The sequence below is a fragment of the Dermabacter sp. HMSC08H10 genome (assembly GCF_001807585.1).
Classification (GTDB): Bacteria; Actinomycetota; Actinomycetes; order Actinomycetales; family Dermabacteraceae; genus Dermabacter; species Dermabacter hominis.
Genome location: NZ_KV789429.1, coordinates 361,192 through 380,247, shown reverse-complemented (window position 1 = coordinate 380,247; position 19,056 = coordinate 361,192). Strand labels below are relative to the sequence as shown.

Here is a 19,056-nt window from a genome sequence, read left to right as displayed (position 1 = left end):
TGGGCCCCGCGCAATGCGCGGGGCCCACTCTCGTATAGGAGGGTGCGATTACTTCGCGACCTTCACGCCAACCTCACGCGCTCCACTGAGCTCGCGCTGATCGACGTCGTCCATCTTCGACTGCACCCAGGGGGCAATCAAGAACATAATGATCGCCACGACGACGGTCACGGCACCGAGGCCGTAGTAGTACACGGCGTCACCGAGGTTTGCCCTCTTCACCTGGTCGATAATCACCGACGTGAGACCCATGCCGACGCTCGGCGCAAGGTACCAAAGGGTCATGGTTTGCGAGGCAAATTGCTTCGGTGCGAGCTTGGTCGTCACCGAGAGGCCCACGGGGTTCATGCACAGCTCGGCAACCGTCTGCACGACGAACACGAGGCCCAGGTACCAGAACGGGGCGAGCATGCCCGCGCCCGGCCACGTTCCGAAGCCGTAGCCCATGAGCACTGCCGACAGCGCGATGATGACGAGAGAAAGCGCGAATTTTGCGGCCGTGTTCGGGAACTTGCCCTTGCGGCGTGTGAAGATCCACGCGATCACCGGCGAGAGCAAGAGCACCGCGGCGGGGTTGATGGACTGGTAAACCTCGGGGGAGAGGTTCAGGGCGCCGATCGTGCGGTCCGTGTTGTTCTCGGCGAAGAAGGCCATCTTGCCGGCAGCCTGCTCGAAGATCACGACGAACAGAACCTGGCCGACCCAGAGGGGCAGGAATGCGCCGAGGTGCGTGCGCTCCTGTGCGGTGACCTTCGGGCTCTTAAACATCGTGAGGAAGTAGTAGGCGCTCATGATCAGAGCGAAGGTGAACAGCGAGTAGGCGATCGCCGAGTGAAGCTCGCCGAGGAGGGCATTGAAACCGAGCACCAGGAGCGTCGCGACGACGACGATGCCGAGGCCGCCGAGGGCGAGACGCGCGCCTTCGCCCTTCTGGAGCGGGTTCGGGATGCGGTAGGCGAACTCGCCGAGCTTGTGGCGGCCGTAGAAGAACGACACGAGTGCAAGCGCCATGCCGACGGCAGCTGCGAGGAAGCCGACGTGGTAGCCGAAGTGGCCGCGCAGGAAGCCTACGATCAGCGGGGCAACGAGCGAGCCGACGTTCACCGACATGTAGAAGTACTGGAAGCCCGCATCGCGCCTCGGGTCGTCCTCATCGTAGAGGCCGCCCACGATCGTCGCGAGGTTCGGCTTGATGAGGCCGGTACCGATCGCAATGCAGATCAGGCCCGACCACGACGTGATCGCGGCCGGGAACGCGAGCAGCACGTGGCCGAGCATGATGACCGATCCACCGATGAGGCCAGAAATCCACGGGCCGAGGATACGGTCAGCGATGATGCCGCCCGGAATGGTCATGAGGAGAACGGCAGCGCCGTAGGCGGACACGATGACCTGTCCCGCGGTATCCGAAAGACCGAGACCCTGGTTAGCAGCGACATCGGTGAGGAAGTACAGCAGGATCGCGCGCATGCCGAACCAGCTAAAGCGCTCCCACATTTCGACCTGGAGCATCCAGGGTAGGCCGCCAGGGTGACCGATGAAGGACTTATCGTTCTTGGAGGGACCCGTGCGTAGTTTTGAGGGCCGGTACTTGTATACCGCTGAATCTTGTGCGGTCGGATTGGTCGTCATCGATAAATCCTTGCTGTGTCGTTCCTATCAATCGCGTATCGCGGGGGCCAACCGGCGCACGGTGTGTGGCCGGGCTGCGCGGGATATGCGCCACACCCATGACATCAGACGAACGGGACGCCCGCAGGCTCAGGAGACGGGTGCAGGAGACGTAGTTTTATGCGTAATCCGGTTGCCCGGATCGGTAAGAGATGTAGGGACCTAGGGCACGATAGCGGTCGAAGGCGCGCCCGCCTCTCACGCCGCGGTTGCTGAGCTCGCGCCGTGTGATTGGGTACTGTTAGTGGCCAAGGCCACGTAATCGGTGCGTCGTGGGCTCGCCCAGTGAAGGCTGCGCCTGCACCGCTGTTGAAAGGGGATCTCGTTGACTCAGAACGCCGATCTACGAGTAGGAGTGGTGGGTTTTGGCGCTCGTGGCGCTCTGGCGCGTCACGCGCATAAACCGGGAGAGGGAGCCCGCGTCACGGTCGTCGCGGATCCCACCGAGCGAGGCAAAAAGAAAGCGCGCGAGATCATCGGCGAGGACGTCCACACGGTGAACACCGTCGAGGATATTCTGGGCAGCCACGACGTTGATGCGGTCATGATCCTCGCGCCCGACGACCTACACGCCTCGATCGCACTCACAACGCTCGGGGCGGGTATACCGACGTTTTCCGAAAAGCCCATGGCGATCTCTGTCGAGGACACCGATGCGATGTTAAACCTCGCCTACGAGAAGCGCACGCGGCTTTACGTGGGCCACAACATGCGCCATATGCCGGTGATCCGCCAGATGAAGGACATGATTGATGCCGGGTTAATCGGTCGCGTGCGTGCCATTTGGTGCCGGCATTTCGTGGGGGCCGGCGGCGACTTCTACTTCAAGGATTGGCACGCCGAGCGTGCGCGCGCGTTCTCGCTCTTGCTGCAGAAGGGCGCTCATGACATCGACGTCATTCACTGGCTCGCCGGTGGCTACACCCGCCGGGTTTCCGGTATCGGCGGCCTCGAGGTTTACGGCGACATCGAGGACCGACGTGATAACTCCGATCGCACTATGTGGGACTGGTTCGATGCGGACGTCTATCCGCCGTCGAAGCAGAGGGAACTCAATCCTGTCATCGACGTCGAGGACATCTCGATGCTCCATATGACGCTGGACAACGGCGTCTATGCCTCGTACCAGCAGTGCCATTTCACCCCGGATTATTGGCGCAACTATACGGTCATCGGCGACGAAGGGCGGATCGAAAACATGGGCGACAACGCCGGGGATCAGATCTACCTGTGGAACTCACGCCACTCGGGTGCCGCTCGCCCGGATCAGGTGGAGGTGATCGCGAGGGCCGACGGTGGCCACGGCGGTGCTGACCCACGGCTCATCAATGAATTCCTCGAATTCGCGAGGACCGGTGGCCGTACGGATGTGTCGGTGATTGCCGCGCGCGAGGCGGTCGCCACGGGCGTGTACGGCGCTCTTTCGATCCGCGCGGGTGGGCAGATGCTCGAGGTTCCTCCCGTGCCCGCGAACATTCGCGAGTATTTCGACTCGGGGCAGGCCTAGCCGAACGACGCACAAACGGTGCCGAGGCAGTGAGAAGGGGTGGCCCCGCCAAGCGGAGCCACCCCTCATACCGTTGCGGCGGAAATGCCGTTCTTACTTCGCGTGCTTCTCGCTGTAGTCGAGCTCGCCCTCGAAGGCGTCGCGGATGAGCGCCTTGAGTTCGCTCACGAGAGGCTGCTTCGGGTTTGCCGGCGTGCACTGGTCCTCGTAGGCGCGATCGGCGAGAGTGTCGATCGTCTTTTCGAGGTGCTCGAGCGTCGCGCCGTTCGCCTTGAGCGACATGTCGATGCCGATGTCCTCGGCGAGCTCGGTGACGGCCTTGACGAGCGAGGCGACGCCTTCCTCCGTGGTCTTCGCCGGGAGGTTGAGTGCGCGGGCAATCTCGGCGAAGTCCTCATCGGCACGGAACGACTCGTACTTCGGGAAGAGCGCGTGCTTCACGGGCTTCTTCGCGTTGTAGTTGATGACGTGCGGGAGGAAGATCGCGTTCGTGCGGCCATGCGCGAGGTTGAACTCGGCGCCGACCTTGTGCGAAAGCGAGTGCACGATACCGAGGAAGGCGTTCGCGAAAGCGATGCCTGCCATGGTGGAGGCATTGTGCATGTTCTCCTTGGCCTCGCGGTCGCCCTCGAGGACAGACTTGCGGAGGTTCGCGAAGATCATCTGGATCGCGCGGAGCGAGAGGCCCTTTGTGTAGTCCGAGGCCATGGTCGAGACATACGACTCGATCGCGTGGGTGAGTGCGTCCATGCCCGAGTCAGCCGCCGTGCGGGCGGGGACGGTGTCCACGAACTGAGCGTCGGCGATGGCGACGTCGGGAAGGATCGCGTAATCGGCGATCGGGTACTTCACGTGGTTCTCGGAGTCGGTGATGACCGCGAACGGGGTGCACTCCGAGCCGGTGCCCGAGGTCGTCGGGATCGCCACGAAGCTTGCTTTTTCACCGAGCTTCGGGAACGTGTAGGTGCGCTTGCGGATATCGAGGAACTTCTGCTTCATACCGAAGTAGGAGGCGTTGCCGTCCTCGTAGAACATCCACATACCCTTCGCGGCGTCCATTGCGGAGCCGCCACCGAGGGCGATGATCGTGTCGGGCTTGAACTGGTTCATCTGCTCGACGCCGCGGAACACGGTGTCGGAACTCGGGTTGGGCTCGACGTCCGAGAAGATCTGGTACTGGATTGGGTTGCGGCGCTCGCGAAGCTGCTCGAGAACGATGTCGACGTAACCGAACTGGACCATGCCCGGGTCGGTCACGATGAAGGCTCGGTTGATACCTTCCATGTCGCGCAGGTACTGGGTGGAGTAGCGCTCGAAGTAGGTTTTCGGAACCTTGAACCACTGCATGTTGTTACGACGCTCCGCAATTCGCTTGATGTTGATCAGATCGATGGCCGACACGTTGCGCGACACCGAGTTGTGGCCGTAGGAGCCGCAGCCGAGGGTGAGCGAAGGGATGAGGCCGTTGTAGATGTCACCGATGCCGCCCTGCGAGCTCGGGGAGTTGACGACGATGCGGCACGCGCGCATCGCGATGCCGTACTCGCGCTCCTGCTTCTCGTCGCTAGTGTGGATGACGGCGGTGTGGCCGAGACCGCCGTGTTCGAGCAGCTGGTCGGCGAGTTCGAAGCCCTCGGCGGCGTCCTTGACGACCTTGTAGCCGAGCACGGGCATGAGCTTTTCCTGGCTGAACGGGTGGTCTTTGCCCACACCGTCGATCGGCACGAGGAGAACCTTCGTGTAGTCGGGAACGTTGAGCCCTGCGCCTTCGGCGATCTTGAGGGCGCTCGAGCCGACGAGTGCGGGGTTGACTCCACCCTTGTCGGTGATCATGAACTTCTCGAGCTTCGTGCGTTCGGTCTTGTTCAGGAAGTAGCCGCCGTACTTTTCGAATTCGGCGACGAATTCTTTGTTGATGTCGGTATGGACGAGGACGCTCTGCTCGGATGCGCAGATCATGCCCGAGTCGAAGGTCTTCGACAGCAAAAGATCGTTGACGGTGCGTGAAATCTTCGCTGTCTTGTCGATGTACACGGGAACGTTGCCCGGGCCCACGCCGAGGGCGGGTTTGCCGGTGGAGTAGGCGGCTTTGACCATGCCCGAGCCACCGGTGGCAAGCACAAGGGCAACCTTGTCGTGGTTCATGAGCAGGCCGGTCGCTTCGAGCGAGGGCGTTTCGATCCACTGCACGCAGTTCTCGGGAGCTCCGGCCTCGACGGCAGCTTCGTACACGACGCGTGCGGCGTGGGCGGAGCTTTCCTGGGCGCTCGGGTGGAACGCGAAGATGATCGGGTTGCGGGTCTTCAGGGCGATGAGCGACTTGAAGATCGTGGTCGAGGTCGGGTTGGTCGTGGGCGTGACGCCTGCAATGACGCCCACGGGTTCGGCAACTTCAATCACACCGCGAGTCTTGTCCTCGTGGAGGATGCCGACGGTCTTGTCGTGCTTAATCGAGTTCCAAATGTATTCGGAGGCGAAGATGTTCTTGATGATCTTGTCTTCGTACACACCGCGCCCGGTCTCTTCGACGGCGTGCTTGGCGATCGCCATGTGTTGGTCCAGGGCAGCGAGGGCCGCCTGGTGCACGATGTGATCGACCTGCTCTTGTGTGAAGTCGCGGAACTCTTTGAGCGCGGTCGCGCCCTTGTCTGCGAGAGCGTCGATCATCGCCTGCGTGTCCGTATCGGGCGTAGCTTTGGCGTCTGCCATGAGCGTGTCCATCCTTTTCTGCGGGTGGAGTGAATAGAAAAGTACGTCGTTGTGACTCCAACCTACGTGGCTGCCGTGGTGCACTCAACAACGTTTGATAGCTGTCTAGATTAAGCAAAAGTGCAGGTCAGAGAGTTTGTTTGCGGAAGGTTGGGGGTGTGGTGTGCGGATCTGGAAATAGTGGGCCCGGACCAGCTTTGGTCTCGGCCACAAGCGCCAGTCTAGCGCTCTAGGGGTATAAGGTCCCCGAATGACCTGCATGTTCATTGAGACCATGAATACTGGGTGAAGTTGGACCTCGAGAGAGGGTGACGAGGCCGGAATGGAAGCGCGGTAACGTGCCGGTTAGGGTCCGACGGCAGCCGAAGGGATATTGGTCCCCATTTTTGAACTGTGGCCCGATTCACGTCGGCATGAAGTGCGGCTTGCTTGTGGGAGGGATCACCGCTCGTGGGGTTTCGCTGCCGCGGGTGTGGGGGTAAAGTTGATCTCACCGAAGACCGCCGGTCGTCGCCCTGCCATCAGGGGGACCGAAAGCTTTCACTGTGGTGAAACGGCCTGCGCAGGTGCTCAAGAAGCGATACGCAATATACGTGCGTGCTCAAGCCTTGACCCTGCGGTCAGGGCTTTTTTCATGACTGAAGCTTTCAGGCCGGCCTCGAGACCTCTGGAAGGAGGGCCATGGCGAGGCCTGACAAGGCAGCTGCCGTTGCCGAGCTCACGGAACTGTTCCGCGAGTCGAGCGCGGCAATTCTGACCGAGTACCGCGGGCTGAGCGTTGACCAGCTCAAGGCGCTGCGTCGTTCGCTCGGTGCCGACACCACCTACGCCGTGGTAAAGAACACGCTTGCCGCCATCGCGGCCCGGGAAGCTGGGATCGACGCCTTTGAGGGCGATCTCAACGGCCCTACTGCGATCGCGTTCATTAAGGGCGAGCCGGTCGAACCGGCTAAGGCTCTGCGTGACTTTGCCAAGGACAACCCCATGTTGGTCGTCAAGTCCGGTTACTTTGAGGGCAAAGCCCTCACGGCTGACGACGTTGAGAAGCTTGCCGATCTCGAATCGCGCGAGGTTCTTCTTGCCAAGACTGCCGGTGCTCTCAAGGCATCGATGTCGAAGGCTGTTTTCGTTCTCGCTGCGCCGCTCACCAAGACCGCGCGCACCGTGGACGCCCTGCGTGCCAAGAACGAGGGCTGAGGCTTCGAGTCTCATCCCGAGGCGTGATGCACGCGCTCGGCACAACCTTTTACACAAACACCCGGCGCACATGCGCCTGGCACCCTTGGGTGCCACTTGACAGGAAGGACTAGCCCCATGGCTAAGCTCACCAACGACGAGCTCATCGAAGCTTTCAAGGAAATGACCCTCATCGAGCTCTCCGAGTTCGTGAAGCAGTTCGAAGAGGTCTTCGACGTGACCGCTGCTGCCCCCGTTGCCGTTGCCGCTGCTGGCGGCGCTGCCGGTGGCGAAGCTGCCGCTGCTGAGGAGAAGGACGAATTCGACGTCATCCTCGAGTCGGTCGGTTCGGCCAAGATTGCCGTCATCAAGGAGGTGCGCGCTCTCACGGGTCTCGGCCTCAAGGAGGCGAAGGACCTCGTCGATGGCGCTCCGAAGCCGGTTCTCGAGGCTGCCTCGAAGGAAGACGCTGAGAAGGCCAAGGAGCAGCTCGAGGGCGCTGGCGCAACCGTCACCCTCAAGTGATTCCTGCGCTTTAGGCGCATTTCATAGCGAAAGGGTCGTCCCTGCCGGGGCGGCCCTTTTTGCTGCCAGCCCGAGGGTGTGAGGAGGCTCTCAAGGGCGGCTGGTAAGGTATGCCCGGACCTTGCCCCCTGCCCTAAGGACCCCCATGTCACGTACACGTCCCACGTTGACCCGCGCCGCGCGAGGCGTCGCCGCGCTGCTGCTTGCAACTTCCCTCGCAGCCTGCGGGGCGCTCGGGAGCAGCGTCGCTAAAAAGGAGGAAACCTCTCCCGCAGCCACCACTTCGAGCTCGAGTGGAGGATCTGCCGAGCCGAGCGAGGGGGCGAGTAGCGATCCAAGCGATACGTCGAGCGCCACGCCGGGGGGCACCTCCTCTGCATCTCCCACCGACGATGAAAGCGCCCCCGCAGCTCAAGGGGAGGAGCAGCCTGCCGGCAGCGTGGACAATCCCGCGACGTGGCTTGCGAACACTCCTTACGTTCCGCTCAAGGGCATCGAAGGTGTGACGGTCGATGTGCTGCAAGGCGGCCCATCCGGCGACGGAACATTCACCCTGAGCTTTACGTTCGAACATCCGAATGCATCGCAGAGCTGTGTGGACGCTGTGGCTAAATTGAACGAGTTTGAAGTTCCCATCCAGGGCATGGCTATTGCGAAGTACGAAGGTGACTTCGAGGCGTTGGATGAGACGGAAGGGGCAGCGACCGTGCAGTCAGCTGCGGTTGTGACCAAAGAGGACTTGAATCTCGGCGATGCCTATAACGACGTCATCAGTGAGTGTGCGAACACCCCCGGGGAGCCGAAGTCGGTCGTGGAAAAGCTTCCCGGGCACGGCGGTATTCACGCCCGATTGGGGTCTGCGGACCTGCTAATTGTGTGTAAATCGCACGGCAATCGGCACGTCTGGATGATCCTTGCGAATGTCGAGCCTGAGCAAGCAAAAACATACATCGATGCCCAAATCGATCTTTTTGATCGCACTGTGACGAATGCCGCCTGACCGTAGCGAATTGTCATGAGCAACGCAACTGCATTCATATCTGCTCGCCGTTCAGGTATGTGGTTTTCGGGCCTCGCCGCTCTCGCCCTAGCCACATCGCTGACTGGGTGCGGAGCGCTTACCGATGCTGGACAGAACGACCAAGCGGGCTCCTCGTCGAACTCGCATAATGCAGGCGACAACGGGCAAACGAAGGGGAGCGGCGGGCGCGGCGTTCCCGACCGGAAAAAGCAGCCCGCGGGCAATCCCGATGATGTGAAGTCATGGCTTCTTACCGAGGAGCATCTGCCGGTGGACGGCATGAAACCCAGCGAGGTAGAAGTCGACAAAGAGGAGGGGGACTTCGAGCTGAACTTCTCACTCGAGCACCCGAATATTTCAGCAGAATGCACAGACGCAGTCACCACGCTCGACAATGCAACGTTTACGTCCGAGGCTGTTGCGACCAGTGTGCTTCGAGGGCAGCCCGCTCCGGGCTCCGTCAATGCGGAGTCGATGATTAAGATTGTCGCGCTGACGACCCCCGACGACATGAACGTCATGGACTTCTACAACGATGTTGTGCAAAAGTGCGGAAATATCCAGGGCGCGCCCCCGGTCACCGTTGAAAAACCTTTTGGTGGTGAAGGGGTGCACGTCAAGCTTCCCGACGAAGAGTTCTTCCTCGCTGGAAAGTCCAGCGGCAAGCGCCATATCTTTGTCGTCATGTCCGATGTCGGTGATGACGAGGCCAAGGCCGTGATCGATGCCCAGATCGACCTTTTTGAACGCTCCGTAGGTAACGCAACGTAATGGCGAGGTGCTCCCCATGACTCAGACGATCTTTCCCACTGCTCTCTTGCGCCCGCGCGCGTGGGTTTCAGCCCTCGCCGCACTTGCCCTTGTCGGCGCTCTGGGCGGGTGTGGCGCGCTCAGTGCGAGGGAACAGGAAAAGTCCGACGCCTCCTCCACTTCCGCTGACTCTTCGGCGGGCGCAGAAAACTCCGGATCCTCAAGCAAGGGCGGAACGGGCAAAACCTCAGCCGGTGGAGTTGGTGAGCAAGAGGCGGGCGACGTGAACGACCCGGCGACGTGGATTCTGAAGCCCGAGAATACCCTCATCGATGGCGTCGAGGATTACGACCTCAAGACCTCGATTGAGGACTCAAGCGATCGAGACTTCACACTGCAATTTACACTCGGCGCCGAAGCCGCACAGATTCCCGAGTGCGCCGAGGTTTCGCAGAAGATCGAGAGCTTTCACGGCACTATCGCTCAAGGTGCGATTGCGACGTATAAAGGTGATATCGCACCTGTGACACCCGGCGAGGACGTGAGCATCAATGCTGCGACGGTCATCCTTGACGAGGAAACTGACGTGATGACGCTCTATAGCCAGGCGGCGAAGGCATGTGGCGATATCGGCGGGAAATTCGACGTGAGCGTCGAGCAGGTCGACGACCTTGACGTTGTTCACATCATGGCTGATGGAAAGCACTTCTATATTGGTGGGCGCTCCGCCGGCAAGGCGCAACTTTTCCTCTATGTTCAGGGCGTCGAAGAATCCCAAGCGGTCGCCTTCATCAAAGCTCAAGTAGACCTTTTCGATCGATCAGTGGACTCTGCCGGGTAGACATTTGTAGCGCCGAGGCCGGGTGTGCGCTTGGAAAGGACGTAGGTGTCGTGAAGTGCGTTGTCGTGAACGAACCTGGTCTTCTCACGGTTCGGAGGTTTTCCGTAGCGCTTGCCGTACTCGCCCTGACGCTGTCTGCATCAGGCTGTGGAGCACTGAAGAGCGTGGGCGCGGGTGGACAACCCGCACCCACGAGCGCTGTGCCGAGCGAGCAGCCGTCGGACCAAGATTCCCCCGAAGAGCCGGTGGGCGAGCCCGCAAAGTGGCTTCTCACGCCAGAGGACTCGGGCGAGTTGCTGATCCTTAGCGAGGTCGACATCACAACGGAGCGACCAGCCAATAAGCAGATATCTTTCCCTATTGAAATCCCCGACCCAAGCTACCTTGAGGCGGACTACAGAAAAGAATGCAAAGCGGCAGTGGAAGCGATGCAGACACCGCAATCCGGCGTGCACACAGTCGTGACGGCTGAATACACGGAAGACCCCGACTGGCAGGGGAGTGTGGGTGAACCCCCGAAGGCTCGGGTCATCGCGTTCCAGACCGACGAGGACGTCAATATCATGGAGGTCTTTCGTCTCCCGTGGGGAACGTGCCCCGACGAGCGAGGGGAGAAGCCGAGCTTCTACGAATACATCACCCCGGGCGGCGAAGATATGGACACGTTTGTGTACATGCACTTTTCCGACGGTGAAGGCATGTATTCGACCTCCTACTTCGGCGTAGTGTCCCGAGGAAAGAACCATATTTTCATCCAGGTGGACAACATCGACGCTCCGACCAGTGCCCCGTTCATCAAAGCGCAGATCGAAAAAATCAAGCGTGAAGCGGCGTGAGGAACCCCGCACGTGCATCCAGGCGCGACCTTCCCACCGAGGCGACGTGCGCGGCTGTCGAGTCGATACGACCGGCCCACGCGGGACGGCTCGACTGCTGACGTGACCACAGTCTCGCCAGTTTTTTCGTGCGAGGTCTTGAGGGCGGAGCCACTCTCGCATACTCTTGAAACTTAGCGCCCGTGTTTCGTGCGCCCTTTTTCAACTCATTCGACTCATATAGCGGGGTTGGTCGTGAATGAGGGGCCGAAGCACATCGAGTCTATCGAAGCGTGTACGAGTCCTCATCCCGTGGAAGGATAACCCTTGGCTGCCTCGAGCACCGATTCTCACACCACTGCACTGCGCACCGCCTCGCCCCGCGTCACCTTCGCGAAGCTTGGCGATCCCATCGAAGTTCCCGATCTTCTTTCGCTCCAGACGAGCTCGTTTGACTGGCTGCTCGGTAACGAGCGCTGGCAGGAGCGCGCGGCCGAAGCAGAAGCGGCCGGACGCGAAGACGTCCCGCAGACCTCTGGCCTCGCCGACATTTTCGAAGAGATCTCGCCCATTGAGGATCTCGCCGGAAATATGTCGCTCTCCTTCAGGAACCACTCCTTCGAAGAGCCGAACTACTCGGTCGAGGAGTGCAAGGAAAAGGACCTCACCTACGCCGCCCCGCTGTACGTGACGGCGGAGTTCATGAACAACGAGACCGGTGAGATCAAGACCCAGACCGTGTTCATGGGCGATTTCCCGCTCATGACCGACAAGGGCACGTTCATCATCAACGGCACCGAGCGCGTCGTTGTCTCGCAGCTCGTGCGCTCGCCCGGCGTGTACTTCGAAGAGAGCATCGACAAGACGAGCGACAAGCACGTCTTTAGCGCGAAGGTCATCCCCTCGCGCGGCGCATGGCTCGAATTCGAGGTCGACAAGCGCGACCAGGTCGGTGTGCGCATCGACCGTAAGCGCAAGCAGTCCGTGACGACCCTCCTCCAGGCGCTCGGCATGTCCAAGAGCGACATCCTCGAGGAGTTCGGCGAGTTCGAATCGATGCGCGCCACGCTCGAAAAGGACAAGGTCGAGTCTCAGGACGAGGCCCTCATGGACATCTACCGCAAGCAGCGCCCGGGCGAACCGCCCAGCCGCGATGCCGGCGAGACGATGCTCAACAACCTCTACTTCAACGACAAGCGCTACGACCTCGCGAAGGTCGGCCGCTATAAGATCAACAAGAAGCTTGGTCTCGAAGGCCCGCTCAGCGAGAGCGTGCTCAACCTCGAGGATGTCATCGCGACGATCAAGTACATCGTTGCCCTCCACGCTGGCATGGACAGCATGGAGAACAGCTTCGGCACCGAGATCCGCGTGGAAACGGACGACATCGACCACTTCGGCAACCGTCGTATTCGCGCCGTAGGCGAGCTCATCCAGAACCAGGTTCGCACGGGCCTGTCCCGCATGGAGCGCGTCGTTCGCGAGCGCATGACGACCCAGGACGTCGAAGCGATCACGCCGCTCACGCTCATCAACATCCGTCCCGTGACCGCGGCGATCAAAGAGTTCTTCGGAACCTCGCAGCTCTCGCAGTTCATGGACCAGAACAACCCGCTTTCGGGCCTCACCCACAAGCGCCGCCTCTCGGCGCTCGGCCCGGGCGGCCTGTCGCGCGACCGTGCCGGCATGGAAGTTCGAGACGTGCACCCCTCGCACTACGGCCGCATGTGCCCGATCGAGACGCCGGAAGGCCCGAACATCGGTCTTATCGGTTCGCTCGCAACCTTCGCGCGCATCAATCCGTTCGGTTTCGTCGAGACCCCGTACCGCAAGGTTGTTGACGGTGTCGTGACCGACGAAATCGTCTACCTGACGGCTGACGACGAGGATCGCCACATCATCGCTCAGGCAAACGCCAAGATCGATGAGAACGGAAAGTTCCTCGAAGACCAGGTGCTCTCGCGTATGCCCGGTGGCGAGCCCGAGCTGATCGACCCGAGCGACGTCACCTACATGGACGTTTCGGCTCGACAGATGGTGTCGGTCGCAACCGCGATGATTCCGTTCCTCGAGCACGACGACGCGAACCGTGCTCTCATGGGCTCGAACATGCAGCGCCAGGCCGTCCCGCTCCTGCGCACCGAGATGCCTCTCGTGGGTACGGGTATGGAGCGTCGTGCAGCTGTTGACGCCGGCGATGTGATTGTTGCGGAGAAGGCCGGTGTGATCACCGAGCTTTCCGCCGACCTCATCACCGTTGCGGCGGATGACGGCACGAACCAGACCTACCGCATTGACAAGTTCCAGCGTTCGAACGCCGGTAACTGCTACAACCACCGCGTTCTCTTCGACGAAGGTGACCGCGTTGAGGCCGGCTCGGTCCTCGCCGATGGCCCCTCGACCGAAGACGGCGAGCTTTCGCTCGGCAAGAACCTCCTCGTGGCGTTCATGTCGTGGCACGGCCACAACTACGAGGACGGCATCATCCTGTCCTCGCGCCTCGTCCAGGACGACGTGCTCACGTCGATCCACATCGAGGAGCACGAAGTCGATGCCCGTGATACCAAGCTCGGTAAGGAAGAGATCACGCGCGACATCCCGAACGTTGGCGAAGACGTTCTCGCCGACCTCGACGAGCGCGGCATCATCCGTATCGGCGCCGAGGTTGTCCCCGGTGACATCCTCGTCGGCAAGGTCACCCCGAAGGGTGAAACTGAGCTGACACCCGAGGAGCGCCTCCTGCGCGCGATCTTCGGTGAGAAGGCCCGCGAGGTGCGCGACACGTCGCTGCGCGTTCCCCACGGTGAATCCGGCACCGTGATCGGCGTGCGCGTGTTCGATTCGGAAGAAGATTCGGACATCCTCCCGACCGGCGTCAACGAGATGGTGCGCGTGTACATCGCGCAGAAGCGCAAGATCACCGACGGTGACAAGCTCGCTGGCCGCCACGGCAACAAGGGCGTCATCGCGAAGATCCTGCCCGTCGAGGACATGCCGTTCCTCGAAGACGGCACCCCGGTGGACATCATCCTCAACCCGATGGGTGTGCCCGGTCGTATGAACATCGGCCAGGTGATGGAAACCCACCTCGGGTGGGTTGCGAAGTCCGGTTGGGACATCGACGAATCCAACCCCGCCGCTAAGGATCTCCCGAAGGACGCCCTGCACGGCGAGCCCGGCACCCCGGTTGCCGTGCCCGTGTTCGACGGCCTGAGCGACACTGAGCTCGGCGCTCTCGTTGAGAACTACAGGCCGAACCGCGACGGCGAGCGCATGATCCGCCCGAACGGTAAGGCACGCCTGCTCGACGGCCGCACCGGCGAGCCGTTCCCGCACGAGATTTCGGTCGGCTACATGTACATCCTCAAGCTGCACCACCTCGTCGACGACAAGCTGCACGCTCGCTCGACCGGCCCGTACTCGATGATCACCCAGCAGCCGCTCGGTGGTAAGGCCCAGTTCGGCGGTCAGCGCTTCGGCGAGATGGAGGTGTGGGCACTCGAGGCCTACGGCGCCGCCTACGCCCTTCAGGAGCTCCTCACGATCAAGTCGGACGACATCACGGGCCGCGTGAAGGTCTACGAGGCGATCGTCAAGGGCGACAACATTCCCGAGCCGGGCATTCCGGAGTCGTTCCGCGTGCTCCTCAAGGAAATGCAGTCCCTGTGCCTGAACGTCGAAGTCCTCGGCGCCGACGGCCAGAACCTCGAGGTGCGCGACCGCGACGACGACATCTTCCGCAGCGCGGAGGAACTCGGAATCAACCTGTCGAGCCGCCCGAACGAGGGCGCGATCAATATCGAAGAGGTCTGATCGATCGTCGGGGGAGGGTCCGACGCTTGCCCAGCGACCGTCGGACCTTCATCCCCCGAAGATCTCAGCCCCAACCATTCAGACCTTGACGACTTTTTAGACGAGAGAAGGACACACGTGCTCGACGTCAACCACTTTGACGAGCTCAAGATCGGCCTCGCGACGGCCGACGACATCCGTTCCTGGTCATACGGCGAAGTTAAAAAGCCCGAAACCATCAACTACCGCACCCTCAAGCCCGAGATGGACGGCCTCTTCTGTGAGCGCATCTTCGGCCCGACCCGCGACTGGGAGTGCTACTGCGGCAAGTACAAGCGCGTGCGATTCAAGGGAATCGTGTGTGAGCGCTGTGGCGTAGAGGTCACCAAGTCCTCCGTGCGCCGTGAGCGCATGGCCCACATCGAGCTTGCGGCTCCCGTGACGCACATCTGGTACTTCAAGGGCGTTCCGAGCCGCCTCGGCTACCTGCTCGACCTCGCGCCGAAGGACCTCGAGAAGGTCATCTACTTCGCGGCCTACATGATCACGAAGGTCGATGACGAGGCCCGTCACACCGACATGCCCGAGCTTCAGAGCCGCCACGACCTCGAGATCCGCGAGCTCGAAAATGAGCGCGATGCTGCGATCAACGATCGCGCGGTCGCGGCCGAGAAGGACCTCGCCCAGCTCGAGGAGGAAGGCGCGAAGGCCGACGCGAAGCGTAAGGTTCGCGATTCCGCGGAGCGCGAGCAGGCACAGATCCGCAAGAAGTACGACGCCGAGATCACGCGCGTGCAGAACGTGTGGGAGCGCTTCAAGAACCTCGAGGTTGCCGACCTCGAGGGCGACGAACAGCTCTACCGCGCTATGAAGCTCCGCTACGGCCACTACTTCGAAGGTGGCATGGGTGCCGAGGCCGTGCAGCAGCGCCTGCTCGACTTCGACCTCGACTCCGAGGCTGAGAAGCTCCGTGAGGTCATCGCGAACGGCAAGGGGCAGAAGAAGGCTCGCGCCCTCAAGCGCCTCAAGGTCGTTTCGGCGTTCCAGCAGACGACCAACTCGCCCGCCGGCATGGTGCTCGACTGCATCCCCGTGATCCCGCCGGATCTTCGCCCCATGGTGCAGCTCGACGGTGGCCGCTTCGCGACCTCCGACCTCAACGACCTGTACCGACGCGTCATCAACCGCAACAACCGCCTCAAGCGCCTCATCGACCTCGGTGCGCCCGAGATCATCGTGAACAACGAAAAGCGCATGCTTCAGGAGTCGGTTGATTCGCTGTTCGACAACGGCCGCCGCGGCCGCCCCGTCACGGGACCCGGCAACCGCCCGCTCAAGTCGCTCTCCGACATGCTCAAGGGCAAGCAGGGTCGTTTCCGTGCGAACCTGCTCGGTAAGCGCGTGGACTACTCGGGCCGCTCGGTTATCGTGAACGGCCCGGAGCTGCACCTTCACCAGTGTGGTCTCCCGAAGGGCATGGCTCTCGAGCTGTTCAAGCCGTTCGTCATGAAGCGCCTCGTGGATCTCTCCCTCGCGCAGAACGTCAAGGCCGCCAAGCGCATGGTCGAGCGTTCGCGCCCCGAGGTGTGGGACGTTCTCGAAGAGGTCATCACCGAGCACCCCGTGCTGCTCAACCGTGCACCCACGCTTCACCGCCTCGGTATTCAGGCGTTCGAGCCGAAGCTCGTCGAGGGAAAGGCCATCCACCTGCACCCGCTCGTGTGTGGCGCCTTCAACGCTGACTTCGACGGTGACCAGATGGCCGTGCACCTCCCGCTTTCGCCCGAGGCGCAGGCAGAGGCGCGCATCCTCATGCTCTCCTCGAACAACATCCTCAAGCCGTCGGACGGCCGCCCCGTGACGATGCCCGCACAGGACATGGTCATCGGCCTCTACCACCTGACGACCCCGAAGCCCGAGGCACTCGGCCATGGCCGCTCGTTCTCGTCGATCGCCGAGGCGATCATGGCTTTCGATAACAACGAGATCGACCTGAACGCACCGATCAAGGTGCGCTTCACCGATGTCGTGCCGCCGTCGGACTGGAAGGCTCCCGAGGGCTGGAGCGAGGGTGACCCGATCACCCTCGAGACCACGCTCGGCACCTACTACTTCAACGAGACCCTCCCCGAGGACTTCCCCTACGTTGAAGGCCAGGTTGGCAAGAAGCGCCTCGGTGGCGTCGTGAACGCGCTCGCCGAACGCTACGACAAGGGCCAGGTGTCGGCTTCGCTCGACGCACTCAAGTCCTACGGTTTCTCGTGGTCGACCTACTCGGGCGTGACCTTCGCGTTCAGTGACGTTGTGGCGCCGCCGAACAAGCCGGAGATCATCGCGAAGTACGAAGCGAAGGCCGCGCAGGTCGAGGAGAACCGCGACCTTGGTCTCGTCTCCGAAGCTGAGCGCAGCAGCGAGCTCATCGACATCTGGACCGAGGCGACCAACGAGGTTGCCGAGGCGATGAAGGCGAACTTCCCGGTGGACAACACGATTTACCGCATGGTGCACTCCGGTGCCCGTGGTAACTGGATGCAGATCCGCCAGATCGCCGGTATGCGTGGCCTCGTGAACAACCCGAAGGGCGAGATTATTCCCCGCCCGATCCTCTCGAACTACCGCGAGGGTCTCTCGGTGCTCGAGTACTTCATCGCATCGCACGGTTCGCGTAAGGGCCTTGCCGATACCGCACTCAAGACCGCGCAGTCGGGTTACCTGACGCGTCGTCTCGTGGACGTCTCCCAGGACGTCATCGTGCGTGAGGGCGATTGTGGAACCTCGAAGGGCTTCACGATGGCCATCGGTCAGGACCTCGACGGTGTCATCGTGCCCGCCGACAACGTTGAGATCACGGCGTACGGCCGTACGCTCGCGCAGGACGTGGCAGGCGAAGACGGCACGGTTCTCGCATCCGCCGGTGACGACGTCGGCGATGTGCTCATTGAGAAGCTCCTCGCCGCGGGTGTCACCGAGGTTAAGGTCCGCTCCGTTCTCACGTGTGACTCCGCCGTGGGAACGTGTGCGCAGTGCTACGGGCGCTCCCTCGCGACCGGCCAGCTCGTGGACATCGGCGAGGCCGTTGGCATCGTCGCCGCGCAGTCGATTGGTGAGCCCGGTACCCAGCTCACGATGCGTACCTTCCACTCCGGTGGTGTGGCGTCGGCTGAGGGCGACATCACGCACGGTCTCCCGCGTGTGCAGGAGCTCTTCGAGGCACGTACCCCGGCGGGCTTCGCCCCGATCACCGAGGTTGCGGGCCGCGTGAGTGTCGACGAATCCGAAAAGCAGCGCAAGCTCACCGTGACGCCGGATGACGGCAGCGAACCCGTGACCTACACGCTTTCGCGTCGCGTGACCCCGCTCGTCTTCGACGGCGACCACGTCGAGGTCGGCCAGCAGCTCTCCCCGGGCTCGGTTGACCCGAAGCAGGTGCTTCGCATCCTCGGCCCGCGCGCCGTGCAGAAGCACCTCGTGGACGAAGTCCAGAAGGTGTACGTTAGCCAGGGTGTGGACATTCACGCGAAGCATATCGAGGTCATCGTTCGCCAGATGCTGCGCCGCGTGACGATCGTGGCCTCGGGCGACACGAAGCTTCTGCCTGGCGACCTCGTCGAGAACGCCGCGTTCATCGAAGCCAACCGCGCTGCCCTCGCCGAAGGTGGGGAGCCCGCGCAGGGCCGCCCCGAGCTCATGGGTATCACGAAGGCGTCGCTTGCGACCGAGTCGTGGCTTTCGGCCGCCTCGTTCCAGGAGACGACCCGCGTGCTCACCGAGGCTGCACTCAGCTCCAAGAGCGACAAGCTCATGGGCCTCAAGGAGAACGTCATCATCGGTAAGCTCATCCCCGCGGGCACGGGCCTTCCCCGCTTCCGCAACTTTGAGGTGGAGCCGACTGACGAGGCGAAGGCGCAGATGTACACGGTTCCCGGGTACGACGACTTCGGTCTCACCGACTTCAGCGGTGCCGGCTCGAGCCTGAACCTCGACGACTTCAGCTACTCGGATCCGTTCAATACGGACTTCCGCTGATCTTCGCGCCTTCGGGCGTCACCGGAGGGCCGGTCCTTTCCCAAGCGGGGGAGGGCCGGCCCTCTTTTTCTCTGCTGTCGCGCAGGCCGCAGCGCCGCCTGCGCATGTGTGAGGCAAACCGCGGCGAGCGTCAAGCGTTGGCAAAATAGCGGTTTGTCTTGTTTTAAGGCTTGGTGTTGCGGGTACCGTCCCGCTTTCGTGCGCGACAAGATGGAGACATCCG

General features: G+C 62.0%; 11 protein-coding genes. 9 read left to right on the top strand and 2 right to left on the bottom strand.

The features are described from left to right. Positions 1–48 precede the first annotated feature (48 nt). Positions 49–1,632: a peptide MFS transporter gene (locus HMPREF3176_RS09915; RefSeq protein WP_070460097.1), complete on the bottom strand. Its 1,584-nt coding sequence runs from the start codon at positions 1,630–1,632 to the stop codon at positions 49–51. Between the two features lie 364 nt (positions 1,633–1,996). Between HMPREF3176_RS09915 and HMPREF3176_RS09910 the strand changes: the two genes are divergently transcribed. Then, positions 1,997–3,178, top strand: coding sequence for a Gfo/Idh/MocA family protein (locus HMPREF3176_RS09910; protein WP_070460095.1), 1,182 nt, complete (start codon positions 1,997–1,999; stop codon positions 3,176–3,178). Between the two features lie 93 nt (positions 3,179–3,271). Here the strand turns inward: HMPREF3176_RS09910 and adhE are convergent, their stop codons facing one another. Further along, the gene (gene adhE, locus HMPREF3176_RS09905; RefSeq protein ID WP_070460092.1) at positions 3,272–5,887 is read right to left on the bottom strand and encodes a bifunctional acetaldehyde-CoA/alcohol dehydrogenase; all 2,616 of its coding nucleotides are present in this window, start codon (positions 5,885–5,887) and stop codon (positions 3,272–3,274) included. A 681-nt stretch (positions 5,888–6,568) separates the two neighbouring features. Here adhE and rplJ point away from each other — a divergent pair. The 8 genes from rplJ (at position 6,569) to HMPREF3176_RS09865 (ending at position 18,833) form a co-directional block, all read left to right on the top strand. Further along, a complete protein-coding gene (rplJ, locus tag HMPREF3176_RS09900; RefSeq protein ID WP_070460089.1) occupies positions 6,569–7,084 on the top strand; it encodes a 50S ribosomal protein L10 in 516 nt (171 codons plus the stop codon). A gap of 117 nt (positions 7,085–7,201) precedes the next feature. Beyond that, a complete protein-coding gene (gene rplL / locus HMPREF3176_RS09895) occupies positions 7,202–7,588 on the top strand; it encodes a 50S ribosomal protein L7/L12 (protein ID WP_061211095.1) in 387 nt (128 codons plus the stop codon). 145 nt (positions 7,589–7,733) lie between these two features. Further along, positions 7,734–8,588 (top strand): hypothetical protein, encoded by an 855-nt coding sequence (locus HMPREF3176_RS09890; RefSeq protein WP_070460086.1) that lies wholly within the window; start codon positions 7,734–7,736, stop codon positions 8,586–8,588. A 15-nt stretch (positions 8,589–8,603) separates the two neighbouring features. Next, positions 8,604–9,380, top strand: a complete 777-nt coding sequence (locus tag HMPREF3176_RS09885; protein WP_141742420.1) for a hypothetical protein — start codon at positions 8,604–8,606, stop codon at positions 9,378–9,380. 16 nt (positions 9,381–9,396) lie between these two features. Further along, complete coding sequence (locus HMPREF3176_RS09880) at positions 9,397–10,200, top strand: hypothetical protein (RefSeq protein ID WP_016664009.1); 804 nt, start codon at positions 9,397–9,399, stop codon at positions 10,198–10,200. A 65-nt stretch (positions 10,201–10,265) separates the two neighbouring features. Continuing rightward, positions 10,266–11,036: a hypothetical protein gene (locus HMPREF3176_RS09875; protein WP_141742419.1), complete on the top strand. Its 771-nt coding sequence runs from the start codon at positions 10,266–10,268 to the stop codon at positions 11,034–11,036. A gap of 306 nt (positions 11,037–11,342) precedes the next feature. Beyond that, on the top strand, positions 11,343–14,828 hold the full coding sequence (gene rpoB, locus HMPREF3176_RS09870) for a DNA-directed RNA polymerase subunit beta (protein ID WP_034372215.1): 3,486 nt from the start codon (positions 11,343–11,345) through the stop codon (positions 14,826–14,828). 117 nt (positions 14,829–14,945) lie between these two features. Continuing rightward, the gene (locus tag HMPREF3176_RS09865) at positions 14,946–18,833 is read left to right on the top strand and encodes a DNA-directed RNA polymerase subunit beta' (protein ID WP_070460077.1); all 3,888 of its coding nucleotides are present in this window, start codon (positions 14,946–14,948) and stop codon (positions 18,831–18,833) included. Positions 18,834–19,056 lie beyond the last annotated feature (223 nt).